The 23,452-nt window shown below is 42.7% G+C and carries 22 protein-coding genes and 4 tRNA genes; 22 read left to right on the top strand and 4 right to left on the bottom strand.

The genetic code is table 11. The features are described from left to right. Positions 1–139 precede the first annotated feature (139 nt). The 4 genes from BM736_RS24245 to BM736_RS24230 all read left to right on the top strand — a co-directional run bounded on the left by BM736_RS24245 (position 140) and on the right by BM736_RS24230 (position 627). A tRNA-Glu gene (locus tag BM736_RS24245) sits at positions 140–215 on the top strand. Between the two features lie 76 nt (positions 216–291). Then, a tRNA-Glu gene (locus BM736_RS24240) sits at positions 292–367 on the top strand. Positions 368–443: 76 nt separating this feature from the next. Beyond that, a tRNA-Glu gene (locus tag BM736_RS24235) sits at positions 444–519 on the top strand. A 32-nt stretch (positions 520–551) separates the two neighbouring features. Further along, a tRNA-Ala gene (locus BM736_RS24230) sits at positions 552–627 on the top strand. 432 nt (positions 628–1,059) lie between these two features. On the opposite strand, the gene BM736_RS24225 is transcribed toward BM736_RS24230, so the two are convergent. Continuing rightward, positions 1,060–2,889 (bottom strand): ABC transporter ATP-binding protein, encoded by a 1,830-nt coding sequence (locus BM736_RS24225; RefSeq protein ID WP_076416837.1) that lies wholly within the window; start codon positions 2,887–2,889, stop codon positions 1,060–1,062. A 180-nt stretch (positions 2,890–3,069) separates the two neighbouring features. On the opposite strand from BM736_RS24225, the gene BM736_RS24220 reads away from it, so the two are divergent. The 7 genes from BM736_RS24220 to sstT all read left to right on the top strand — a co-directional run bounded on the left by BM736_RS24220 (position 3,070) and on the right by sstT (position 11,169). Continuing rightward, positions 3,070–4,605 carry an AlkA N-terminal domain-containing protein gene (locus tag BM736_RS24220; RefSeq protein ID WP_076416836.1) on the top strand — a complete coding sequence of 512 codons (1,536 nt, stop codon included), beginning with the start codon at positions 3,070–3,072 and terminating at the stop codon, positions 4,603–4,605. After that, on the top strand, positions 4,602–5,159 hold the full coding sequence (locus tag BM736_RS24215; RefSeq protein WP_143562478.1) for a methylated-DNA--[protein]-cysteine S-methyltransferase: 558 nt from the start codon (positions 4,602–4,604) through the stop codon (positions 5,157–5,159). The genes BM736_RS24220 and BM736_RS24215 overlap by 4 nt, the downstream gene beginning before the upstream one ends. A 142-nt stretch (positions 5,160–5,301) precedes the next feature. Beyond that, positions 5,302–6,597 carry a DEAD/DEAH box helicase gene (locus BM736_RS24210; protein ID WP_076416834.1) on the top strand — a complete coding sequence of 432 codons (1,296 nt, stop codon included), beginning with the start codon at positions 5,302–5,304 and terminating at the stop codon, positions 6,595–6,597. 114 nt (positions 6,598–6,711) lie between these two features. After that, positions 6,712–7,182, top strand: coding sequence for a dual specificity protein phosphatase family protein (locus BM736_RS24205; protein ID WP_076416833.1), 471 nt, complete (start codon positions 6,712–6,714; stop codon positions 7,180–7,182). Positions 7,183–7,216: 34 nt separating this feature from the next. After that, positions 7,217–8,740: a phospholipase D family protein gene (locus BM736_RS24200; RefSeq protein WP_076416832.1), complete on the top strand. Its 1,524-nt coding sequence runs from the start codon at positions 7,217–7,219 to the stop codon at positions 8,738–8,740. A gap of 105 nt (positions 8,741–8,845) precedes the next feature. Next, on the top strand, positions 8,846–9,742 hold the full coding sequence (locus BM736_RS24195; RefSeq protein WP_076416831.1) for a chemotaxis protein CheV: 897 nt from the start codon (positions 8,846–8,848) through the stop codon (positions 9,740–9,742). Positions 9,743–9,939: 197 nt separating this feature from the next. Then, positions 9,940–11,169 carry a serine/threonine transporter SstT gene (gene sstT, locus BM736_RS24190; protein WP_076416830.1) on the top strand — a complete coding sequence of 410 codons (1,230 nt, stop codon included), beginning with the start codon at positions 9,940–9,942 and terminating at the stop codon, positions 11,167–11,169. A 59-nt stretch (positions 11,170–11,228) separates the two neighbouring features. Here the strand turns inward: sstT and BM736_RS24185 are convergent, their stop codons facing one another. After that, positions 11,229–12,653, bottom strand: a complete 1,425-nt coding sequence (locus tag BM736_RS24185) for a Gfo/Idh/MocA family oxidoreductase (protein ID WP_076416829.1) — start codon at positions 12,651–12,653, stop codon at positions 11,229–11,231. A gap of 347 nt (positions 12,654–13,000) precedes the next feature. Between BM736_RS24185 and BM736_RS24180 the strand changes: the two genes are divergently transcribed. Continuing rightward, a complete protein-coding gene (locus tag BM736_RS24180; protein ID WP_076416828.1) occupies positions 13,001–13,402 on the top strand; it encodes a hypothetical protein in 402 nt (133 codons plus the stop codon). Between the two features lie 73 nt (positions 13,403–13,475). On the opposite strand, the gene BM736_RS24175 is transcribed toward BM736_RS24180, so the two are convergent. Together BM736_RS24175 and BM736_RS24170 are read right to left on the bottom strand one after the other, a co-directional pair. Continuing rightward, the gene (locus BM736_RS24175) at positions 13,476–14,141 is read right to left on the bottom strand and encodes a pseudouridine synthase (RefSeq protein ID WP_076416827.1); all 666 of its coding nucleotides are present in this window, start codon (positions 14,139–14,141) and stop codon (positions 13,476–13,478) included. A gap of 96 nt (positions 14,142–14,237) precedes the next feature. Beyond that, entirely contained in the window at positions 14,238–14,831 is a 594-nt protein-coding gene (locus tag BM736_RS24170; protein WP_076416826.1) for an ACP phosphodiesterase, read from the bottom strand. A gap of 157 nt (positions 14,832–14,988) precedes the next feature. Between BM736_RS24170 and BM736_RS25275 the strand changes: the two genes are divergently transcribed. The 10 genes from BM736_RS25275 to BM736_RS24125 form a co-directional block, all read left to right on the top strand. Then, entirely contained in the window at positions 14,989–15,150 is a 162-nt protein-coding gene (locus BM736_RS25275; protein ID WP_179079105.1) for a hypothetical protein, read from the top strand. Between the two features lie 64 nt (positions 15,151–15,214). After that, positions 15,215–16,252, top strand: a complete 1,038-nt coding sequence (gene queA, locus BM736_RS24165; RefSeq protein ID WP_076416825.1) for a tRNA preQ1(34) S-adenosylmethionine ribosyltransferase-isomerase QueA — start codon at positions 15,215–15,217, stop codon at positions 16,250–16,252. A gap of 204 nt (positions 16,253–16,456) precedes the next feature. Further along, a complete protein-coding gene (tgt, locus tag BM736_RS24160; RefSeq protein WP_076416824.1) occupies positions 16,457–17,581 on the top strand; it encodes a tRNA guanosine(34) transglycosylase Tgt in 1,125 nt (374 codons plus the stop codon). Between the two features lie 31 nt (positions 17,582–17,612). Next, positions 17,613–17,939: a preprotein translocase subunit YajC gene (gene yajC, locus BM736_RS24155; RefSeq protein WP_076416823.1), complete on the top strand. Its 327-nt coding sequence runs from the start codon at positions 17,613–17,615 to the stop codon at positions 17,937–17,939. Between the two features lie 18 nt (positions 17,940–17,957). Next, positions 17,958–19,808 carry a protein translocase subunit SecD gene (gene secD / locus BM736_RS24150; protein ID WP_076416822.1) on the top strand — a complete coding sequence of 617 codons (1,851 nt, stop codon included), beginning with the start codon at positions 17,958–17,960 and terminating at the stop codon, positions 19,806–19,808. A 12-nt stretch (positions 19,809–19,820) separates the two neighbouring features. Further along, on the top strand, positions 19,821–20,768 hold the full coding sequence (secF, locus tag BM736_RS24145; RefSeq protein WP_076416821.1) for a protein translocase subunit SecF: 948 nt from the start codon (positions 19,821–19,823) through the stop codon (positions 20,766–20,768). 338 nt (positions 20,769–21,106) lie between these two features. Beyond that, positions 21,107–21,412 carry a DUF2007 domain-containing protein gene (locus BM736_RS24140; RefSeq protein ID WP_076416820.1) on the top strand — a complete coding sequence of 102 codons (306 nt, stop codon included), beginning with the start codon at positions 21,107–21,109 and terminating at the stop codon, positions 21,410–21,412. A gap of 153 nt (positions 21,413–21,565) precedes the next feature. Then, on the top strand, positions 21,566–22,477 hold the full coding sequence (locus tag BM736_RS24135; protein WP_076416819.1) for a bifunctional precorrin-2 dehydrogenase/sirohydrochlorin ferrochelatase: 912 nt from the start codon (positions 21,566–21,568) through the stop codon (positions 22,475–22,477). Between the two features lie 92 nt (positions 22,478–22,569). Beyond that, on the top strand, positions 22,570–23,115 hold the full coding sequence (locus BM736_RS24130) for a YaeQ family protein (protein ID WP_076416818.1): 546 nt from the start codon (positions 22,570–22,572) through the stop codon (positions 23,113–23,115). A 121-nt stretch (positions 23,116–23,236) separates the two neighbouring features. Beyond that, positions 23,237–23,452: transposase domain-containing protein (locus BM736_RS24125; protein WP_179079089.1), on the top strand; the 216-nt coding region annotated here is incomplete at its 3' end.

Genomic DNA, 23,452 nt, shown 5'->3' with positions numbered 1-23,452 from the left:
AGAGGCCTAGGACACCGCCCTTTCACGGCGGTAACAGGGGTTCGAATCCCCTTGGGGATACCACTATTTACAAAGCGTTGAGTTTTAGCCTACAAAACTTAATGAGTATTCACTCTTTGCAGAGTCTAATGCAGTCCGGGTCCCCATCGTCTAGAGGCCTAGGACACCGCCCTTTCACGGCGGTAACAGGGGTTCGAATCCCCTTGGGGATACCACTATTTACAAAGCGTTGAGTTTTAGCCTACAAAACTTAATGAGTATTCACTCTTTGCAGAGTCTAATGCAGTCCGGGTCCCCATCGTCTAGAGGCCTAGGACACCGCCCTTTCACGGCGGTAACAGGGGTTCGAATCCCCTTGGGGATACCACTATTTACAAAGCGTTGAGTTTTAGCCTACAAAACTTAACGAGTATTCACTCTTTGCAGAGTCTAATGCAGTCCGGGTCCCCATCGTCTAGAGGCCTAGGACACCGCCCTTTCACGGCGGTAACAGGGGTTCGAATCCCCTTGGGGATACCATTATTTTGAATTTCATGTTTAATACGTGAAATGGGGCCTTAGCTCAGCTGGGAGAGCGCAACACTGGCAGTGTTGAGGTCAGCGGTTCGATCCCGCTAGGCTCCACCATATATTCATTGTTCAGCTTCTTTAGGTTGAGCAAACATTTAAACCACCTTATAGGTGGTTTTTTTGTGTTTAAAATTTATTAATTAATCTGTTTTCGACTATCTGTTTTCCACTAATAGCATATTATCGATACACTTTGGTGTTGGTGTTGGTGTTGGTGTTGGTGTTGAAGCTGCTTCTTACTTATTTTACGATTTGAGAGCTGTGGGTATCTGCTAATATCCAATAAAATATTTGTTATACATGTCTGAAGGATAAATCGTCTGGCTCTATTAGCTACCTATGAGGCGTGCTTATCTGAGTACTGATTCAACAGGCATAATCTAGGAGTGGATACTTGTAGTTTGGTACTGCTTTCGTTCAGTGGATGAACTGATTAAAACAGGTAATAAAAAGCCATCTCAAGGATGGCTGTTTGAGTCCTTGTATTGACTAGTCAATGCCGAGGAATCCACCAGTCTGATGCGCCCAAAGCTGGGCATAAATTCCACCATGGTTGATTAGCTCTAAGTGCGTGCCTTGCTCTACAATTTTGCCTTCATCTAAAACAATTAACCTATCCATCGCAGCAATCGTGGATAGTCTGTGAGCGATTGCGATTACAGTTTTGCCTTCCATGAGTTGATATAAGCTTTCTTGAATTGCAGCTTCAACTTCAGAGTCTAGTGCCGAAGTTGCTTCGTCGAGTAGCAGTATGGGGGCATTTTTTAATAAGACTCTGGCGATTGCGATACGTTGCCTCTGGCCGCCAGATAGCTTGACTCCTCGTTCACCAACTTGTGCATCAAGGCCAATATTGCCATCTGGATCTGAGAGGGTTTGAATAAAGTCATAGGCTTGAGCTAATTTGATTGCTTCCATTAGCTCCTCTTCAGAAGCGTCAGGGTGACCGTAAAGTATGTTTTCACGGATAGATCTATGCAGTAATGAGGTATCTTGGGTTACCATACCAATATTGGCACGTAATGAATCTTGTTGAACTTGAGCAATGTCTTGCTTATCTATTTGAATGTTGCCTTGCTCTACATCATAAAAGCGCATAAGCAAGTTAACTAACGTTGACTTGCCTGCACCTGAGCGACCCACCAGGCCGACTTTTTCACCGGGTTTGATATTGAGGTTCAAGTTATCTATAACGCCGCTGGCTTCACCATAGTGGAAACTCACATTGGTAAAGTCGATAGCTCCATGTTTGACATACATAGGCTGTGCATCTTTTTGATCTTCAATTTCTGTAGGCTTAGATAAGGTATTCATGCCATCAGCCACAGTGCCAATATTTTCAAACAGTGAACTGATCTCCCACATTATCCATTGAGACATGCCATTCAGTCTGAGAGCGAGGCTTATCGCAATTGCGATAGCACCAACGGTGATCGCGCTAGATGTCCACAGCCAGATAGAGACTGCTGCAATCGTGAAGGCAAGTAAATAGTTTATGATTTGAACACTGACATTGATGCCGGTCACGAGTCGCATCTGCCTATATACAGTGTGCAGAAAGGTTTTCATACTCCCTTGAGCATAGTCTGCTTCTTTCTGGGTGTGAGAAAATAGCTTCACAGTAGTGATGTTAGTGTAACTGTCTACGATACGACCAGTCATATTTGAACGTGCATCTGCTTGCTCGGTAGAGACTTGTTTAAGCTTTGGTAAAAACTTCATTTGCAGGCCAATATATAAGGCAAGCCAAATTAACATTGGTAGCATTAAGCGTAGATCTGAATTAGCAATCATAACGATCATCGAGGTAAAGTAGACCAATATGTAGACAAGTACATCTAATAATTTAGTGACTGTCTCTCGTACCGCTAGAGAAGTCTGCATGACTTTAGTTGCTATTCGGCCTGCGAAGTCATTTTGATAAAATGAGACACTTTGTTTAAGTAAATATCTATGAGCTAACCATCTAATAGACATAGGATAGTTACCCAATAAGCCTTGATAAACAATCAGCGCGTGTAACAGGACAATAGCTGGGATCACGACTAACACTAAGATTGTCATCCCTATGAGTCGTTTACCTTCATTTTCAAATAAGGTCTCTGGATCATTGGCCACTAATAAGTCGACAAGTTGGCCCATAAATCCAAATAATGACACCTCTAAAACAGCTAAAATAGCGGTTAAAATAGACATTAAAATGAGCGGACGTTCAAAACCTTTAGTGTAGTGACGACAAAAAGCATAGATACCCTTCGGGGGCTGCTCAGGTTCTGCAGGCGGGAGGGGATCAACCCAGTTCTCAAAATTTTTAAACATCGCTATCTCTGTCATGGTGAGAATTTTATTGGTTGATAGCATATCGTACATTACTGCGTAGAGTTAACCTTGTATTAGCTTTATATTAACTTTGCCTTTGTTGGGTTCCGTTTTCCGCTAGTCGATAGCAAACAAATTCAGTAAAGTGGGTCTATTATCCGTTTTCGTACTTCACTTTCTATGAATCAACCATGCAAGCAACTTTCTAATGAATCTTATCGTAAGGCCAGATTAGCTCGCGATTCTCGTTTCGATGGCAAGTTTTTTATCGGAGTATTAACCACAGGCATTTTTTGCCGACCAATCTGTCCTGCTGTGGCGCCAAAAGAAAAAAATGTTCGCTACTTTGATTCCGCTATTAGCGCTATCACTGCAGGCTTAAGACCATGTTTGCGATGTCGTCCGGATAGCGCGCCAAACTCTAGCGCTTGGAAAGGCACGAGAACTAGCATAGAGCGGGCGCTTGCATTAGTGGAGTCTGGCGTACTGTCAGGACCCGATGCTATTACCATTGAAGCACTTGCTGATAAATTAGGGGTTTCTAGTCGATATCTGCGACAGCTATTCACTGATAATTTCGGTACATCACCTAAAAGATATGCTCAGTTTCGGGATTTGATGTTCGCTAAGCAATTATTGCATCAAACTGATTTACCGGTAACTCAAGTCGCATTCGCATCTGGTTTTAACAGTGTTAGACGGTTCAATGAGTCATTTAAAGCAAGCCTGAAATTAACGCCATCAGCACTACGAAAGCAAGCTGTGAACTACGATGAAAAGCAATTTAATTTATCGGATAAATCTGGGGTCGCACTATCACTGTTTTTTTCATATAGGCCGCCACTAGATTGGGATAAACAGTTGGCATTTCATCAAGTGCGTATGGTTGAAGGTATGGAGTGGGTAGTTGAAAACTGCGGTTATGGTAGGAGCTTTCAACTAGATAACGTATCTGGCTATTTTGAAGCGACTCATGAAGCGGATAAGCATGGCTTCAACGTATCTATCTATTTATCTAGCAGTGATGAGCTATCGAATCTAAAGGATGTAGTGGGTCATATCAAAAGGCTATTAGATCTAGACGCGGATATGACACAAGTAGAAGCTGCAATTACGTCAAGTTCAATCCTGGGTGACAAGCTCATTACAGGCTTGAGACTGCCTGGTACTTGGTCACTGTTTGAGGCTGGTTGTCGAGCAGTGCTTGGCCAGCAGGTCAGTATCATTCAAGCTACAAAATTACTTAATCAACTCGTTGAAACTTATGGTAAGAGACTAAAAGTTGCTGATAAGGAAGTCATTTTATTTCCAACTCCGCAAGCTATAGCAACAGCTCCGCTTAATGAGCTTAAAATGCCTGGCGCAAGGAAAGCGGCACTCAATGCGCTGGGTCAATATGTCAGTGAACATCCTAATGGCGATGTAGAGGATTGGTTATCCATTAAAGGGATAGGACCTTGGACAATTGCTTATGCCAAGATGAGAGGGCTAGGGGATCCTAATGTGTTGCTTTGCTCTGATCTTGTTGTAAAGAAACGAGTACTTAAGCTTTATGAAGAGCGCAATCAGTCTACAGCGCCTAAAGCTTCTGAGTCATTGATGTTTAATCAAGCTGTGTTACCAACAAGCGATTATGCCGAATTAACTAAGCTGCTAGCTGAACAAGTGTCTCCCTGGGGAAGCTACCTTACATTTCAACTATGGAATTTATCATGAGTGGATTAAATCTAAATCTTAATTTTGTTGAAGTAAACGAAGATATTCTTCGAAATGAGAAGGGCATTGCGTCGAAAAATATTAGCTCTCCAGTCGGCGAACTTTATATTCAAGCCAATGAGTGTGGCTTAACTCATCTACGGTTAGCTGAACATCTACAGGAATTAACTGAGTGCAGTGAGTTTAATAGTAAAGCTTATGATCACCTTGCGATTACCCAGCAGCAATTAGAGGAGTACTTTGCTGGGCATCGTCAGCATTTCACTATGGCGCTTGCCCCAAAAGGAACGCAATTTCAAAAAGAGGTGTGGCAAGCATTACTAGCGGTAGAGTATGGGGCAACTTGCTGTTATGGCGATATTGCCAATCGTATTAATAGACCTAAAGCAGTAAGAGCCGTTGGCGCTGCTAATGGCGCTAACTCAATCGCAATTATCATTCCTTGCCATAGAGTGATAGGCAAAAATGGTAGTTTAACTGGTTATGCTCATGGCTTAGATATGAAAAAGTCTTTGTTAGACGTAGAGCAGGTAAATGGATTTAAGTTGTCATAACTCGGGTAATTTTAATGATTAGCCGTCTCTGGAATACAGCTCTCGTTGCTAAGGCTAAATTAAACAGCTTTCCCAGCTGATCTAGCGTAGAATATGCGCCATATTTAATATCAGGCTCTTTTTAACGGATCTCTCCTATTCTATGACCCAAGTCGACTCCTCAAAAACTAAACTTACAAGCTCATTCGAACAACTTGGGTTAATCCCGGAACTGTTAAAGCGCATCGCGTTACTTGAATACACTCAGCCGACCTTAGTTCAAGCCAAGGCTATCCCAGCTATCTTAGCAGGCAAGAACCTGTTAGCTGGAGCGATAACAGGTTCAGGGAAAACTGCAGCGTTTGCTCTGCCTATGTTGCATAAATTGGCAAAAAGCAAAGCAAGTGTCGCTAAAGGTAATCAGGTCACTTCACTTGTATTAGTACCTACACGTGAGCTCGCCGTACAAGTCGCGGATAGCTTTAAAAGCTATGGGCAGCTAATCAAGCCTAGATTAAAAGTTGAGGCGGTATTTGGCGGAGTATCTGCAAATACACAAATGTTGGCAATGCGAGGTGGTGCTGATGTTTTAGTCGCAACGCCTGGTCGACTGCTTGATCTTATATCAAGCAATGCTATCAAGCTTGAAAATGTAAAAACTTTAGTACTTGATGAAGCAGATCGTATGCTAAGCCTTGGCTTTACTGAGGAATTGAATCAAATACTTGCATTACTTCCTAAACACAAGCAAACATTGCTTTTCTCTGCCACTTTTCCTGAAGAAGTGAAGACGCTTACAGATAGCTTACTCACATCAGCTGTCGAAATTCAGATCCAATCTGAAGAGAAAGCGAGCATCACACAGCAGGTGTATACGGTTAATCGAAACCGTAAAACGGCATTACTCGCACATCTTATTAAAGAGAATAATTGGCGACAGGTTTTAGTCTTTGCAAGTGCAAAGAACACGTGTAATCGACTCGAACAAAAGCTAGCTAAAGCGGGTGTTGCAGCACAAATATTTCACAGTGATAAGTCCCAAGGGGCAAGAACTAAAGTGCTTGAAGCATTCAAGAGTGGTGAAACGCACGTGTTAATCGCTACCGATATAGCAGCTCGCGGTATCGACATCGATAAGCTCCCTGTTGTTATTAACTATGAGCTCCCGCGAAGCCCTGCAGATTATATGCATCGCATTGGTCGAAGTGGACGTGCTGGAGAAGCAGGTCTTGCTTTATCCTTGATATCACATGATGAATATCATCATTTCAAGATCATTGAAAAGAAGAATAAGATTAAGCTTGAACGCGAGCAAATTGAAGGTTTTGAAGCCGATGAAGAGGCCCCAATAGATTGCCCATCGCGAGAGATTAAACCTATGGCTGCACCTGAGGGCATGGGGAAAAAGAAGCGTAATCGGCAGCCTAAGGTTAACGCAGAATTATGGGCAAAAAAGTAATCCTAGCTATTACGCTAATCGTGTTTGATGGTACTCGATTTTATAATTAATTTAATCATGTTGATTATAAAAGTGTGCTGATTTATTTGAAATTTTATTTAGTAGGTAAAGGTTATGCAGCATCTGTTTTGGTTAGTTGAAGACAAAATTGCTGGACGCAGTGGACCTAACAAGGATGCGTGGGATCTTAACGAGATAAAGCGCTGTGGAATTGGCGCTGTGCTTTCTGTTAATGGTGGTGAGAAGTGTGAACCTCAAGCATTTATTGATGCGGGTCTGCACTACGCGTGTATTCCGTTTTCCAATAATATTCCGCCAAAGGAAGATGATTTAGCCTTGTGTGTAGCACAGTTGCCTAAAGCATTAGCATTTATCAGAGAGTGTGAGCAGACCGATACGCCTGTGATGATTCATTGTCGCTCAGGAAAAGATAGAACGGGTTTGATAATGGCATATTATTTGATGGAAAATGGTGCAGCTCCATTACACGCAGTAAGCCAAGTTCGATCTGTTCGAGATATCGCATTTAGTGCTGAGGGCTGGGATCAGTTCGCATTTGATGTGCTATATGCTTTGCAAGATTAATCCATAAATATCGAGGAAGGCAACAGGAGCTAGGATGGCAATAAGTAGACTGCATTTGGGTGTGTTTTCAGTTTTATTTCTTCTGTTGTCTGCGTGTAGCAGCGCGCCCGTTCAAACCGATAAATCGACCAGTTTTCGCCTTTCTCCCAAAGTGGACTCACCATTAGCTAATTATGTCGAACCGCTCGTTCGCCAGCACCCTGGTAAAGCTGGTGTCATTCCCTTAGTTAATGGTCTCGATGCTTTTATCGGTAGGTTGGCTCTGATCAAGTCTGCGAATACGAGTATCGATCTTCAATATTATATTTATCGTAGCGATGATACCGGCAAGTTACTTCTTTGGCATCTTCTTGATGCTGCTGAGCGTGGCGTCCGAGTCAGAATTTTATTAGATGACCTGACAACTAAACGCTTAGACCAAGGTTTGATTAATATAGCCAGTCATCCCAATATTGAGGTTCAGCTTTTTAACCCCTCATTTTCTAGAGGCCTAAGAGGGATTGAGTTTTTAACGGGCTTCTCACGAATGAATCGCAGAATGCACAATAAGTCTTTAACTGTAGATAATTCTGCAACGATTGTTGGTGGGCGCAATATAGGTAACGAGTACTTCTCAAATAATGAAGAAGTAGACTTTGGTGATTTTGACCTCATGGTTATCGGTGACGCGGTTGATGAAGTTTCAAAGCAATTTGATCAATATTGGAATGCTGATGTGAGTTATCCCATAGAAGCATTAAACACTGGTATGTTGCCTAATGAAGACCTAGCCAAACTTGGCAGTTTGCTAGAGCTTGAGCGTGAAGCTTTCGAAAGCAATGAATATGTGAGCCGTTTAAAGTTAAGCCAGCTTCTACAACAAATTCAGGATAACTCGCTCAACTGGTACTGGGGTGAGAGTGAAGTCGTTTTTGATCCTCCCAAGAAAGCACGCAAGCAGGCTAAAGAAGAGTGGTTACTCGCCGACCTCTCTAAGTTTCTCTCTAAAGCTGAAAAAGAAGTATTAATCGTCTCTCCCTATTTTGTACCTACAAGAGAGGGCACAAAGAGTTTGGTTCAAGCTGCGGGCTTAGGTATAGATATCACTATTATCACCAATAGTTTAGCGGCAACCGATGTACTTGCTGTTCATGCTGGTTATCAAGGTTATCGCCAGTCGCTACTTGAAGCTGGTATTGAATTATATGAAGTGAAGGCCGATCCTAAAAAGAAGCCAAAATCATGGTCCGTCAGCTCTCGTTCTAGTTTACATGCCAAGACTTTCATTATAGATAGTGAGTCAATTTTTGTTGGCTCGTTTAATTTTGATCCAAGATCCGCCCATATCAATACAGAGATGGGGATCATGTTCCATAATGCCAGCTTTTCAAATGAGGTTGTGGTGGGATTAAAAAACAGCTTGCCGGAAACAGCTTATAAGCTTGGGCTTGAGGATAATGAGCTAATATGGTTAGACGAGGAAAAAGGTATTACGATATATGCTGAGCCTGATGCTGGTTTTTGGCGTAAGTTTATGGCTGATTTTCTTGCATTATTTCCTATCGAGTCTCAGCTATAAAAGCGGTAGTTGAGAGCTAGTTTACCCTATTTTGATTGGTGTCATCTTATTTCCACTGTGGTAGATTAAACTTACATCATTACTTTGTTTCAATTTGGTACACTAATGAAGAGTAAGGCTAGCCAATCCCAGGGCTTATTGCTTTTTCGTCTGTCACAGACACAATTGTTCGCGCTTGGTACACTTAAGATCCGAGAGCTGGTCCCCTATACCCCTTTAAGCGCAATCCCGCAATCACATTCTACGATTATGGGCGCAGCGACAATTAGAGGGAATACCATTCCTATTATTGATATGGCCTGTGCTGTTGGCTATCTTCCTATTACAGAGGAGGAGTTGGCAAAAAGTTACATTATTATCACTGACTGCCAACGTATGGTGATTGGCTTCTTGGTCAGATCTATCGATAAAATCATAGAGTGCAATTGGCGAGATATCGAATCACCTCCTGACAATTTAGGCCGTAATGCCTATCTCACAGGAGTGACTCACTTTGAGGAGCAACTTGTGCAGCTACTCGATGTAGAGTTACTGCTGTCCAAGATATACCCACCTAGCCCTGAGACAACTCGCGCCATTTTAACCGATGTACAGCGTGAAAAGCTTAAGCCTCTTAATATTTTGCTCGTTGATGACTCAAAGGTTGCACGTAAGCAGTTGTCTGATGCACTAGACAGTATCAATATCCCTTATCAAGTTACATCCGATGGTCGCGATGCACTGTCGATTATGGAGCAAGCAGAAAAAGATGGCATGGGGATCGATCTACTGGTTAGTGATATTGAGATGCCTGGGCTTGATGGATATGAGTTAGCCTTTGAAGTTAAAAATACGCCGTCATTAGCTTCAGCGTATATTATTTTACATACATCGCTTTCCAGCGAGATCAGTGTTAGCCAAGCTCATCAAGTTGGTGCCAATGAAGCATTAACTAAGTTTGATGCTCATGAATTGATCAGTGCAATGCTACGTGGTGCAGAACAACGAAACGCTAATGTTTAGTATTCTGTTAATATGATGCTGCTAATGGGTAATATAGTCAGCTGTTTACACTGTAATACTAGACATGTGTAGTCAGGTTAGATACAACACCCTGTGAAGGAATATCAATCAAAGCGTGATTAGTGTAAGTAATTCGCTAGGGTTACAGCTTTAGATTGTAAACAACAAATAAAATATAATAATGAACAGGCAAACTAATGAATGAAAATCGCTCTCTGTTAGCGCGACTCGCTAACGGCAGCTTAGTGCTGCAAATTTTATTCGGAATTATCGCTGGTATTTTAGTGGCGACTTTCTCTCAAAGTGCTGCACAAAGTGTCTCTTTTCTTGGAGGTCTCTTTGTTGGGGCATTAAAGGCAATTGCGCCTATTTTAGTGTTTATCTTAGTTGCGGCATCCATTGCCAATCAAAAGAAGAATGCTAAAACGAATATGCGTCCAATTGTTATTCTCTACTTATTTGGCACCTTTGCTGCAGCATTAACAGCAGTGTTGATGAGCTTTGCGTTCCCAACCACCTTAGTACTGGCGACCGGGGCAGAGGGAGCGACTCCTCCGGAGGGAATCGGTGAGGTGATGCATACTCTGTTATTTAAATTGGTTGATAACCCTGTTAATGCATTAATGACCGGCAATTACATCGGTATTTTGGCTTGGGGTGTAGGTTTAGGATTAGCGCTCCATCATGCGAGTGATTCAACGAAGCAGGTATTTTCTGATGTGAGCCATGGTATCTCTCAGATGGTTCGCTTTATTATTCGTCTGGCACCTATTGGTATCTTTGGTTTAGTTGCTGCAACATTCGCTGAAACTGGTTTTGCCGCTATTGCCGGTTATGCTCAGCTGCTAGCAGTGTTACTCGGGGCCATGGCTATTATTGCTTTAGTCGTGAATCCGCTAATTGTTTATATAAAAATTAGACGCAACCCATATCCGCTAGTATTAACCTGTTTACGTGAAAGTGGCGTTACGGCATTTTTTACTCGCTCAAGTGCTGCAAACATTCCAGTTAATATGGCGTTGTGTGACAAGCTTAAGTTACATGAAGATACCTACTCAGTGTCAATTCCGCTGGGTGCCACGATTAACATGGGCGGAGCCGCTATCACTATCACAGTGTTAACGCTTGCAGCTGTGCACACAATGGGCATTCAAGTCGATATGCTGACAGCCATCTTATTAAGTGTTGTCGCTGCAGTGTCTGCATGTGGTGCATCGGGTGTAGCAGGAGGCTCACTACTGCTTATTCCACTCGCCTGTAGCTTATTTGGAATATCAAACGATGTAGCGATGCAAGTTGTTGCCGTTGGCTTTATTATCGGTGTGATTCAAGACTCTGCTGAAACTGGACTGAACAGTTCAACTGATGTGATCTTTACCGCTGCAGCGTGTGAAGCTGCTGAGAATAAGGCATCATCAAATAGTTAGATTAAGTAGAGCGTCATAAAGCTAAAAGCTCCTAGGTGATAAAGCCTAGGAGCTTTTTATTAAGCTGTAACAATTGGCAATGGTGTGCCAGTTTTCCACTCCCCGCGAGTAAAATCAGGAAAGGTAACAGAGTTGCTGCGGTTGTCTAGTGATTGCTCGCTAAGAATATTGACTACAGACCAGCTTGCACCATCATAAACATCCTGATCTAAGGCTTCGCCATTCCTTAAGCAATAGACCATTCGCCAAAGCATTAAGAAATCCATTCCGCCGTGTCCGCCATTTTTTTCAGCTTCTTTACCCATACGTTGCCACAATGGATGATCATATTTATCGTACCACTTTGCCATATCCATATCCCACTTGTGATAACTGAGTGGCTCACCTTTTTCGTCAATGGCGAGTGAGCCATTTTCTAGTGCGATCCGATTGGGGAAACCGGCAAATACACCATTGGTTCCTTGGATTAAGTTATGGCGACTATAAGGGCGAGGCGTTGTGGTGTCATGTTGAACCATTATCGTCCGGCCTTTTATCGTTTTGATGAGCGTGGTACTCATATCGCCATTAATGTAGTTCAATTGATTACGTTGGTGTTCATCAGGAAATTCACGCTGGGCATACATAGCACGGCCAAGTGCTGGAGAGCTCATTGAGGTGAGGTAATCAAACCTGTCACCACGGTTAATATTCATATATTGAGAAACAGGCCCTAAACCATGAGTTGGGTATAGATTACCGTTTCGTTTAGCGTGCCAATCAGTACGCCATGAACCCGTTTTATGATTAATCTCTTTCATCTGCCAACGAAGTTCATGAATATATGCAGCTTCTCCATGTAAAAGCTCACCAAATACACCCTGACGAACCATATTTAGCACCATGAGTTCACCTCGTCCATAATTGACGTTTTCCATCATCATGCAATTTTTTTGAGTACGCTCTGCGGTATTGATAACTTGCCAGCACTCTTCGACTGTCATGGCTAAGGGAACCTCTACAAAGGCGTGTTTACCGTTTTCCATAGTGTCTATTGCCATAGGCGCGTGCCATTTCCATGGGGTAGAGATAATCACTATATCTATGTCATCTCGTTGTAGCATCTCTTTGTAAGCATGATTATTGCCAGTATAGGTTGCAGGTGTTTTCAGTCCTTGCTCAGTGACAAATTTAACTGAACGGTTCAACACTTCTTCGTGGGTATCACAGATAGCGATGATTTCAACACCGTCTAAGTGACAAAAGTGCTTAACATGACCGTATCCTCGTTGTCCAACGCCGATAAACCCCACTCTAACGGTTTCCATTTTAGGAACGGTAAGGCCCATAACTGATTTGCTAGAGGGCTTTCTTGGCATTGTCTTAGATGATTGTGGGTTAGCAAGTGTTTCAGCTGCAGAGCGTAGTGACACGCCCGCAGTGACTAGACCGGCTGTAGTGGCACCTGCGGCTTTTAAGAATCCCCGGCGATCAACATTTTTCATGATATTTCCTGTAGGAGGTAGCTGTATACGAACTATTATTTCAGCTTCAATAGCTTGAAGTTGAAATCTGGTCGTTTATTATTTTATGATGCTACTGTTATAACAAAAATAGCGGTTTCAAATGCAGGTTTTGTACTCATCGGATGATTAGAGTAAATAAATCATTTTTCACTAATGCAATGCATATAAAGTGACTTATGTCGCATTTTTATTGTACATATGCGATACACTTTTATACAGTTACTAAGCTACACTGAATTTAAGCAGGTTAAGGTATCAAGAATCTCAACTTAGCTTTAAATCCATACAAACCGTTAACATAACAAGTTTCAATGGAGTTAATTGAAATGAATTCAATGGTTGAAACCATGCAATACCCAGATCGCCCAGATGAAAGTAGAGAATTACTCAAGGTGATTAAAATGTCAGTAGTGGATAAACGAAAACGTCTTGGGTGGCAGGATAAAGATCTTACTGGCCGAGAAGTGATAGGTCGATGGGTCGATGAGCGTGATGCCACATCAAATAAATTAACCTTGTATAAGCAGTTAGATAAGGTCTACCTTGAGATCTGGTCTAGTGATGGTTGCCATAGTTTAGACCTGATGGTTAGTACGAAAACTGCTGAAGGATTAAAGTTAGAGGACAATGGCGGGAATATTTTTGGTGAATATTTTCTGCTGTCAGATGACGGCAAGTTGCAAATCTGTAATTCTAACGAGTGTTTTTATACCGTTAAGGCTGCCTAGCAAATCAATGTGTGATTAAAATTTTGTTGCATCAGCGTGGGGTTAGCATGCTGATGCTTTGCTATGGCGCTCTTTATTCATTGCTATGAAAAGGGTGAGCACTTTTGAAAGTCATCTCTTTTTTAGAGAAGGGGTGACTGATTGTTAGTGACATCGCATGTAACCTGAGCCTATCAGCTGCTGCGACAACGCCCTCATCACCGTAAAACTCATCACCTAAAATGGTATGTCCAAGTGCCAACATATGCAGCCTAAGCTGATGTGTTCTTCCTGTAACAGGTTTAAGCTCTACTAATGTACTTTTTGCTCTCTTTTCTAGCACTGAAAAATAGGTCTTAGAGGGTTTGCCGTCTGTCGCTATCTCTTGAAGAGGTGGCCTTGTCTTATCAGCTTTCATTGCTAACTCTATGACACCTTGCTGCTCTTTTAATTGACCTTGTACTTCAGCGATATAGGTTTTTTTACTCAACCGATTTTGAAATTGAGTTTTGATATTTGATTCTGCTTTTTTATTGAGTGCAAACACCATGATTCCGGATGTGGCACAGTCAAGTCTGTGAACGAGAATAGCTTCTGGATAGCGTTGCAGGACCCTGTTGATAGCGCAATCAAAGGTAGCTTCAGCGCGCCCAGGGTTGGAGAGCAACCCAGAAGGTTTATTGATAACGATAATATCTCTATCAATATAGCGGATATCTAACCATGGAATAGCGGGCGGGGTATAAGTGAATATTTGCATGAATTCTCCTGTGAAAGAGAATTCTAACAAAAACCATTGAGGTTGAAAATTACAAAGGCTGACTGAAAGGGGATTTATGCTGCTAATGCCGCAAAGCTACAAATATTCGTCAGGTGTTTTTCTCGTCCAAATTTTACTGTAGGCCATCAGTTGAGGGTAAAAAGTTCTAAATGCTATCTCGATTTCGATGTCGAGTTTATCTACAGCTTGAACTGCCCCTTGAAAAATTTCAGGTTTTGAAACACGCTTTGAGACCGAGTTAATGGTTTGGTGAAGCCCCTTTTTACTTTTATAGGCTACAAGCCAGTTTTCACTTCGTATCCTTGGGGCAAGTTGCTGAAGTTGCTCTGGTAAGTGCTCACAGGCTTCTATGGCATCATAAGCGTTCACTGCAAATTTATCTAAATCGAGGTGATGATACTCATCCCAGTACTTTGCCAGCATATGATCGAAACTAAGATCTATTAATATGGGAGCGGCTCTGGTTAACGATTTTGGAAATTTAGTAACGAGCTCTTTCGTTAACTCATGGGTATCGGTCAGCTGATCGATCTGTCTATGTAACCAAAGCCCTTGCTGTAGGTGTTTGGGGAAGTTAAGGATATTTCCTTTGGCGAAGTCGCCTGCGATATTCGCTGCCAGACTTGTATTGCTGTTGTCGGCTAAATGTAGGTGTGCAAGAAAGTTCATGACGTTTTTGTTAATTTTCTTGGTGAAAACTCAAGTTTCACGTTATCATGCCACCCGATGCTAAGAAAGGCTTTACCTAATTAAATTTGGGCCAGGGACTTTCTTAAGGATGTGCATCGCTATTTATTCCTGCAACTATCGGTTTTAAGGATCAAGGATGATGTGGAACTGGTTTTCAAAAATGTTTACCAAAAATGAGCAAGCTCAACGCAAGCGAGTTCAAGTTGATATCCCTTATGAGCAACACAGCTATCGTAAAGAGGATTTCGATATCAATGAGCAGTCAACTTCCTTTGAAGAGAGCAAAAGCAACAACTGATTGTTGATCTTATGTCTCTGTGCCAATAGACTAGCGCCGGATTTATGCTAAGCAGAGACTAACCATGCGCGTGACTGATTTTTCGTTTGAACTTCCTGATGAGCTAATAGCTCGTTATCCTGCCGCCGATCGTACATCTTCAAGATTGCTTTCTTTAGATGGGGAAAGTGGTCTAGTTACTGACAAACAGTTCACTGATATCTTAGACTTGGTCAACCCTGGCGATCTTATGGTGTTTAATAACACCCGAGTGATCCCCGCGCGATTGTTTGGTAAAAAACAAACGGGTGGTAAGCTTGAAGTACTCGTCGAGCGCATGCTAGATGATAAAAGCCTCTTAGCCCATGTAAGGTGCTCAAAATCCCCAAAAGTAGATTCAATTATCTGCCTTGATGGTGGCTATGAGATGATTATGGTTCAACGCCATGATGCACTATTTGAATTAAAGTTATTGTCTGATAAAACGATTCTAGAGGTGCTCGAGGAGGTCGGCCATATGCCGCTACCCCCCTATATCGACCGTCCTGATGAAGATGCAGATAAAGAGCGTTATCAAACTGTTTATAATGAAACGCCAGGTGCGGTTGCAGCACCTACTGCTGGTTTACATTTCGACGATACTATTTTAAAAGCATTAGCTGATAAAGGCGTTGATACTGCCTTTGTGACACTTCATGTTGGCGCTGGTACATTTCAGCCCGTTAAGGTTGATAATATCCTCGAACATCAAATGCACTCTGAGTGGGCGGAAGTATCCCAAGAGGTGGTTGATAAAGTCATAGCGACCAAGTCGAAAGGGAACCGTGTCATTGCAGTTGGTACGACTTCAGTTCGTTCATTAGAGAGTGCAGCCAAAGCCAGTGAAGCTGAACTTGAAGCGTTTTGCAGTGATACTGATATCTTTATTTATCCAGGTTATGAATTCAAAGTCGTTGATGCCATGGTGACTAACTTCCATCTACCTGAGTCGACGTTAATCATGCTGCTGAGTGCATTTGCAGGTTTTGATGAGGTAAAAAACGCCTATCAACACGCGATTGCTCAAAAATACCGCTTCTTTAGCTATGGTGACGCCATGTTTGTGACTAAAAAGCCGAACTAATAGTGCAAATTGCTTTAAAATACCCACCCAGAAGATGAGGTGGGTATTTTTTTAGCTTCGATTTCTGCGAAGATATTTTGATGATACGGGGTTGATACTCAGTAGTTTGCCCTTATCTATAGTGTTAATGTCAGCTTATACGGAAGGACTAATCTCTGTGTAAGCAAAAGTAAGTCAGACTGTTTATCTGGCGAGGTGAAAATAATGAAATTTGAATTAGATACAACTGATGGCCGTGCTCGTCGCGGTCGATTGATCTTTGAACGTGGTACGGTTGAGACGCCAGCATTTATGCCTGTCGGTACCTACGGCACTGTAAAAGGCATGACGCCAGAAGAGGTGCGTGAAACAGGCGCTGATATTCTTCTAGGTAACACCTTCCACCTTTGGTTGCGCCCTGGTGAAGAGATCATGCGCAAACATGGTGATCTTCACGATTTTATGAACTGGCAGCGTCCAATCTTAACCGATTCAGGTGGCTTTCAAGTCTTTAGCTTAGGTGATATTCGTAAAATCACCGAAGAGGGCGTGCATTTTCGCTCGCCGATTAATGGCGAGAAAATTTTCTTAGATCCAGAAAAGTCGATGCAGATCCAGAGCTCGCTAGGCAGCGATGTGGTGATGATCTTTGATGAGTGCACTCCGTATCCAGCCACTGAAGACGAAGCGCGTAAATCAATGCAGATGTCTCTTCGGTGGGCTCAGCGCTCAAGAGATGAGTTTGATAAATTAGAAAACCCTAACTCGTTATTTGGCATCATTCAGGGTGGCGTCTACGAAGACCTACGTGATGAAAGCTTGAACGGGCTAGTTAATATAGGTTTTGACGGTTATGCCGTCGGTGGTTTAGCTGTAGGTGAACCTAAAGAGGATATGCATCGCATTTTGGAGCATGTATGCCCTCAAATTCCTACAGATAAACCTCGTTACTTGATGGGGGTCGGTAAACCTGAAGATCTCGTTGAAGGTGTACGTCGTGGCGTTGATATGTTTGATTGTGTCATGCCAACTCGTAATGCTAGAAACGGTCATCTGTTTACCAGTGAAGGTGTGATTAAGATACGCAATGCGCGTCATCGTGATGATACTTCCACACTCGATGCTACTTGTGATTGCTATACCTGTAAGAACTACTCGCGGGCATATCTTTACCATTTAGATCGTTGCAACGAAATTTTAGGTGCTCGTTTAAACACCATTCACAACCTGAGATATTACCAAAGGTTGATGGAAGGTTTGCGCGGCGCAATCGAGACAGGTACATTAGACGCCTTTGTTGAGGACTTCTATACCCGTCAAGGTCGCGAAGTGCCTAAACTATCCGATTAATTTTAACTACTGCTAATAAGAAGAGATAACTATGTTCATTTCAAATGCGTACGCTGCAGATGCTCCAGCAACTGGTGGCACCATGGAGTTAATTTTCATGCTGGTTATATTCGGCCTGATCTTCTACTTTATGATTTTCCGCCCGCAGTCAAAGCGTGTCAAAGAGCACAAGAACCTAATGGGTTCATTAAGCAAAGGTGATGAAGTACTCACCAGCGGTGGTATTTTGGGTAAGATTGCAAAGATCAGTGACGAAAACGATTATGTTTTGCTGACTATCAATGAAACATCTGAAATCACAATTAAGAAGGACTACATTGCGGCTGTATTGCCAAAAGGCTCTATCAAGTCACTTTAAAGCCAAGAGGGCGATGGTGTGTTAAATAAATACCCAATGTGGAAAAACCTATTGGTGGCCTTGATCATCTTAGTAGGTTCTTTCTATGCAATTCCGAATCTCTTCGGTGAAGACTACGCTGTCCAGGTAGTGGCCACTCGAGGGGCTGAGGTAACTGTAGCAACTCAGTCTACAGTTAATGATGCTCTTACCAGCAATAATATTGCGATAAAGCGTTCAGAGCTTGAAAATGGTCAACTGTTAGTTCGTGTGATGGATGGCGATCAGCAGTTACTCGCTAAGGAAGCAATCGCTGATGCGCTGGGGGACAAATACACCGTCGCCTTAAACTTAGCACCTGCTACTCCTGAGTGGTTGGAGACTATGGGCGGAAGCCCAATGAAGCTTGGTCTGGATCTTCGTGGTGGTGTTCACTTCTTGATGGAAGTGAAGATGGGCGAAGCCGTTCGAAAGATGACCGAGTCTAAGATGGCTGACTTTCGTACCGATCTTCGTGGTGAAAGAATTCGTTATGCTGGCATTCGTGAGAGTGCTCGAGGTATCGAAATCAAGTTCCGCGATGCAGAGAACCTAGCAAAAGCTGAGCGCTTTCTTAAAAGCCGTGGCAATGACATGGTGTTTTCTGATATCTCATCGGGTGATAATTACTTCTTACTTGCCAACCTTAGTGAAAACTATTTGAAGCAGGTTAAAGAAGAGGCTTTACAGCAGAATATGACCACGATTCGTAACCGAGTCAATGAGTTAGGTGTTGCTGAACCTGTGGTACAACGTCAAGGTGCTGAACGTATTATTGTTCAACTTCCTGGTGTACAAGATACCGCTCGTGCTAAGAAGATTCTAGGTGCAACCGCTTCTATTGAATTCCGTATGGTTGATGAAAAAGCGGATGCAGCTGCTATTGCAAGTGGTCGCGTATCTGCTAATTCTCAGATATATGATCGCCGCCAAGGTGGACAAGTAGCGCTTTATAAAGAAGTCATGCTTTCTGGTACCCATATTCAAGGCGCACAGCCAGCTTTTGATGAATATAGCCGTCCTCAAGTCAGTATTAACCTTGACTCTAAAGGTGGTTCAATCTTCTCTAACGTGACTAAGGATAACATTGGTAACCCAATGGCGACCTTGTTCATTGAATATGTCGACAACGGCGAGAAGAATCCGGATGGTAGTGTCAAGCTGCAAAAGATTGAAGAAGTTATTTCTGTAGCGACGATTCAAGCGCGTCTTGGTCGAAACTTTGTTATTACTGGTCTTGATCATGCTGAAGCACAAAACTTAGCGCTTCTACTTCGTGCCGGTGCTTTGATTGCACCAGTTGTTATTGTTGAAGAACGTACCATTGGCCCAAGCTTAGGTGCTGAGAATATCGCTAACGGTATGCAGGCGATGATCTGGGGTATGGCAGTTGTACTTCTATTCATGCTGGTTTATTACCGTGGATTTGGTCTTATTGCCAACCTTGCGTTGACGGCTAACTTAGTCATGGTTGTCGGTGTGATGTCGATGATCCCAGGCGCAGTACTTACGCTTCCTGGTATTGCAGGTATGGTATTGACGGTCGGTATGGCTGTAGATGGTAACGTACTTATCTACGAGCGTATTCGTGAAGAGCTTAGAAATGGTCGTAGTGTTCAGCAGGCGATTCATGAAGGCTATGGAAATGCGTTTTCTACCATCGCTGATGCCAACATTACTACCTTTATGACAGCACTTATCTTGTTTGCCGTAGGTACTGGTGCAGTGAAAGGTTTCGCCGTTACCTTGATGATAGGTATTGCGACCTCTATGTTCACCTCTATCGTGGGAACCCGCTCAATAGTTAACGCTGTTTGGGGTGGTAAGCGCGTTAAGAAACTGTCTATTTAAGGAAAGTTGATTATGTTTCAGATTCTATCAATAAAAGGCTCGATCAACTTTCTGCGCCATGCTGTGCCAATCAGTATCTTGTCTCTAATTTTAGTTATTGGTTCTTTAACGTCGCTTGCGACTAAGGGCATTAACTGGGGATTAGATTTTACCGGTGGTACGGTTGTTGAGCTTGAGTTTTCATCGACTGCTAATCTACAGGCACTTCGCGAGGAATTAACCAGTGAAGAGACTGAAGGCGTCGTGGTACAGAACTTTGGTTCAAGCCGTGATGTGATCACTCGTCTTCCTGTTAAAGATGGCGTAAAGAGTGAGACTCAAGTAGAGCACGTTATGGAGGCGGCCACTAAGCTGGATCCGCAAGTTATCCAAAAACGTGTTGAGATGGTGGGTCCTCAGATTGGTCAAGAGTTAGCAGAACAAGGTGGCTTAGCTGTTTTAGTTGCCCTTATCTGTATTTTGATCTACGTTTCTTTCCGTTTTGAGTGGCGTTTAGCACTAGGTTCTGTTGCTGCACTTGCGCATGATGTGATCATTACTTTAGGTGTGTTTTCGCTGTTCCAGTTAGATTTCGATCTAACTGTACTTGCGGGGGTGTTGACGGTTGTTGGTTACTCATTGAACGATACGATTGTTGTATTTGACCGTATTCGTGAGAACTTCCTTAAGATCCGTAAAGGTGAGCCTGAGGAGATTGTAAATACATCAATCACTCAGACCATGAGCCGTACTATTATCACTACAGGTACGACTCTCGTTGTGGTTATCGCGCTGTTCCTTAAGGGCGGCACCATGATCCATGGGTTCGCAACGGCGCTATTGATGGGAATATTTGTCGGTACATTCTCATCTATCTATGTGGCGAGTTTCCTAGCAATCAAGCTTGGGATCAATCGTGAGCACATGATGCCTGTTGAAATCGAAAAAGAAGGCGCGGATCAAGACGCATTGATGCCTTAAACTTTTTCTATTCTTGTTAAGCGTGCATCATTTTTATGATGTCGTTTTTTTGAAATCGAAAAAGAAGGCGCGGATCAAGACGCACTGATGCCTTAAACTTTTTCTACTGAACAAGTATTTAAAAAACCACCTTCGGGTGGTTTTTTATTGGTTACTTCATCTCAATTCGACGCTTTTTCCAGTGGTAAAAACAGAAATCTTAGTTATTCATTTTCTTGGCCATATTTACTCTCGACAGTGTTCAGTATTTAGCAGTAGGATATTGGCACTCAAGTATTAGTTAACTAATATGTAACACCTTTAAATTTGCCAGAAGAGCAATAGATGTAGGGAAAAACATGGAAGAGCGCAGTCGGATCGTTGCGGGTGGTAATTTATTACAAGCCCATACCTGGAAGGGCCTGTTAGAGACGAGTGGTATTGAAGTGGAGCTACGTGGTGAAGCCTTGCTAGGTGGGATCGGTGAGCTGCCAGTCGATTTACAAAATGTAGAGCTTTGGGTTTGTGATTCAAAATATGAACAAGCTAAAAGTTTGCTTGAATCACTCAATGCCGATAGTCCCCAATGGCAATGTGTTAAATGCCACGAGATGAATGAGTCAAGTTTTGAGTTGTGTTGGCAATGCAGTGCTGAACGATGCTAGCTAGTTCCCCTCTCAAGCTATTGAGTTATATTAATTATGAGGCCGGTCAGTGCCTAAATGCCTAAGAGACTAGGCGTTTAGGCGATTTAAATTGTGTATTGACCGCATATAGCCTTTGTTTTTTCATAAATTTAAGATTAGGAATGCCCCTCAATGCAGTACTTTCCCCTATTTGTTGACACCGCGAAGCTAAAAGTTTTGCTCGTTGGAGCTGGAGAGGTGGCTAGCCGTAAGTTAACTTTATTGGCTAGGACAGAAGCTGAAATTGTAGTCATTGCTAACGATATCAGTGATGAAGTGGCCCAGTGGGCGGATCAAGGGCGTATAAAGCTGATTCATCGTAGTGTCCTCTCAACTGATATTCAAGGTGTTGACCTTGTCTATCTTGCGACTGCGGATGAGAAACTAAATGCGGAGTTAGCCAATGTAGCGGATGGGTTAGGCATTTGGGTAAACGTCGTAGATAGCCCTTCGCTGTGCCGGTTTATCACGCCTTCTATTATCGATCGTGGTCGTCTTCAAATCGCTATCAGTACTGCTGGTGCTGCACCTGTGTTTGCCCGTGAATTAAGAGCGCGACTAGAGTCGTGGTTGCCTCAATCATTATCGCCTCTGTTTGATTTTGTCGCTTCTAAACGAAAAGATGTACAGCAAAGGTTACCTGATTTCAAACAGCGAAAACTGTTTTGGGAGCAATTTTTTAAAGCCAATGGGGACAAGTTTGATATAGATACATCAGTGCATTATGAAAGTGGCTTCGACAACTTGTCGATAAACGGAGAGATATTACTGATTGATACTGAGACTCAAGCCGTTTTGCTGCCTATTGCTGCATTGCCTTTAATGCAAAAACTGGATTTTATATTCTGCTCTGACGAGCTACCTTTTACGCTCAATGAGTTTATCCGGCGTGATGCTGAACGTGGCGGGCTACCAAGTTTTAGCGAACTATCCAAGCGATATGAGGCGGGCCAACGCAGCCTTATATATGCTGATAAAGAAAGAGTTAATCAATTTAAAGCTTATTTTCCTATGGCTAAGCACTTAAAAGCTGGTGAGATTTAAATACCGTCATAGCACAAAATTAAACGACATATCTCTGCCGTTGGTGGAATTGAGTTACACTAGCGGCAATTAATTGAGAGATATAGACACTTATGGCCCCGAAAGCAACCGTTTACAAAATTACCCTACAAATTGCTGACATGGATCGCGGTTATTATCACGATCATCAACTGACGATAGCGCAGCACCCTTCAGAGACTGATTCACGAATGATGGTTCGCTTACTGGCTTTTGCGCTTAACGCCAGTGAAACCCTTGAGTTTAGTAAAGGGCTTTGTGTAGAAGATGAGCCTGAGCTCTGGCAAAAAACGCTAAGTGATGAAATTGAGCTCTGGGTAGAGTTTGGTCAGAGCGACGAGAAGTGGCTTCGTAAAGCTAGCGGTAGAGCAAAGCAAGTTCAGCTTTTCGCATATGGCGGACGTGCAGTACCTATATGGTGGCAGCAAAATGAAAAAGCATTTGAGCGATATAAAAATTTAAAAGTTTGGAATATTCCTGAGGATGAAGTCAAGCAGATGGGAGAGCTTGTGTCTCGTAATATGCAGCTTCAATACAATATCAGTGACGGTGAAGTTTGGTTATCTAGCGATCTTGGCAGTGTGCAAATCAACCCTGAAGTGCTTAAGTCTCCTCACTAAGCTAGCTTTATTAAGGTATAAAAAAGCCAGTCTCAAGACTTAATGCCGATCGTTTAAGAGGACTTGAACGATCCTGCAGATGAAAGATAATCCCTACCAGTATTCTGGTGGGGATTTTTTTATGTTTGCGCAAGAGCTTGAGCTAGTTCATGAGTCTGTTGAAGAAAGTGGGTCTTATGGTTCTGTAATGGAGGCTATTGATTCAGAGTGGATAGAGCAGTCATTACTCACAGCCAACAAGGCAAGTATCCGTAATCGCCGTTTGCCTGCACAGCAGGCAGTCTGGCTCGTGCTTTGGATGGGGTTAATACGTAACCAGTCCATCAAAGAGGTTTGT

It is taken from the genome of Shewanella sp. UCD-KL12 (assembly GCF_001957125.1).
In the GTDB taxonomy this organism is placed as follows: domain Bacteria; phylum Pseudomonadota; class Gammaproteobacteria; order Enterobacterales; family Shewanellaceae; genus Shewanella.
Note: the sequence above shows the minus strand (reverse complement) of the source record. Positions and strands in the feature narration are given on the sequence as shown.

Bases quoted from the DNA above. Each gene is read 5' to 3' on its own strand.
- BM736_RS24225 (WP_076416837.1), bottom strand. From the start codon at position 2,889: ATGTTTAAAAATTTTGAGAACTGGGTTGATCCCCTCCCGCCTGCAGAA.
- BM736_RS24220 (WP_076416836.1), top strand. From the start codon at position 3,070: ATGAATCAACCATGCAAGCAACTTTCTAATGAATCTTATCGTAAGGCC.
- BM736_RS24215 (WP_143562478.1), top strand. From the start codon at position 4,602: ATGAGTGGATTAAATCTAAATCTTAATTTTGTTGAAGTAAACGAAGAT.
- BM736_RS24210 (WP_076416834.1), top strand. From the start codon at position 5,302: ATGACCCAAGTCGACTCCTCAAAAACTAAACTTACAAGCTCATTCGAA.
- BM736_RS24205 (WP_076416833.1), top strand. From the start codon at position 6,712: ATGCAGCATCTGTTTTGGTTAGTTGAAGACAAAATTGCTGGACGCAGT.
- BM736_RS24200 (WP_076416832.1), top strand. From the start codon at position 7,217: ATGGCAATAAGTAGACTGCATTTGGGTGTGTTTTCAGTTTTATTTCTT.
- BM736_RS24195 (WP_076416831.1), top strand. From the start codon at position 8,846: ATGAAGAGTAAGGCTAGCCAATCCCAGGGCTTATTGCTTTTTCGTCTG.
- sstT (WP_076416830.1), top strand. From the start codon at position 9,940: ATGAATGAAAATCGCTCTCTGTTAGCGCGACTCGCTAACGGCAGCTTA.
- BM736_RS24185 (WP_076416829.1), bottom strand. From the start codon at position 12,653: ATGAAAAATGTTGATCGCCGGGGATTCTTAAAAGCCGCAGGTGCCACT.
- BM736_RS24180 (WP_076416828.1), top strand. From the start codon at position 13,001: ATGAATTCAATGGTTGAAACCATGCAATACCCAGATCGCCCAGATGAA.
- BM736_RS24175 (WP_076416827.1), bottom strand. From the start codon at position 14,141: ATGCAAATATTCACTTATACCCCGCCCGCTATTCCATGGTTAGATATC.
- BM736_RS24170 (WP_076416826.1), bottom strand. From the start codon at position 14,831: ATGAACTTTCTTGCACACCTACATTTAGCCGACAACAGCAATACAAGT.
- BM736_RS25275 (WP_179079105.1), top strand. From the start codon at position 14,989: ATGATGTGGAACTGGTTTTCAAAAATGTTTACCAAAAATGAGCAAGCT.
- queA (WP_076416825.1), top strand. From the start codon at position 15,215: ATGCGCGTGACTGATTTTTCGTTTGAACTTCCTGATGAGCTAATAGCT.
- tgt (WP_076416824.1), top strand. From the start codon at position 16,457: ATGAAATTTGAATTAGATACAACTGATGGCCGTGCTCGTCGCGGTCGA.
- yajC (WP_076416823.1), top strand. From the start codon at position 17,613: ATGTTCATTTCAAATGCGTACGCTGCAGATGCTCCAGCAACTGGTGGC.
- secF (WP_076416821.1), top strand. From the start codon at position 19,821: ATGTTTCAGATTCTATCAATAAAAGGCTCGATCAACTTTCTGCGCCAT.
- BM736_RS24140 (WP_076416820.1), top strand. From the start codon at position 21,107: ATGGAAGAGCGCAGTCGGATCGTTGCGGGTGGTAATTTATTACAAGCC.
- BM736_RS24135 (WP_076416819.1), top strand. From the start codon at position 21,566: ATGCAGTACTTTCCCCTATTTGTTGACACCGCGAAGCTAAAAGTTTTG.
- BM736_RS24130 (WP_076416818.1), top strand. From the start codon at position 22,570: ATGGCCCCGAAAGCAACCGTTTACAAAATTACCCTACAAATTGCTGAC.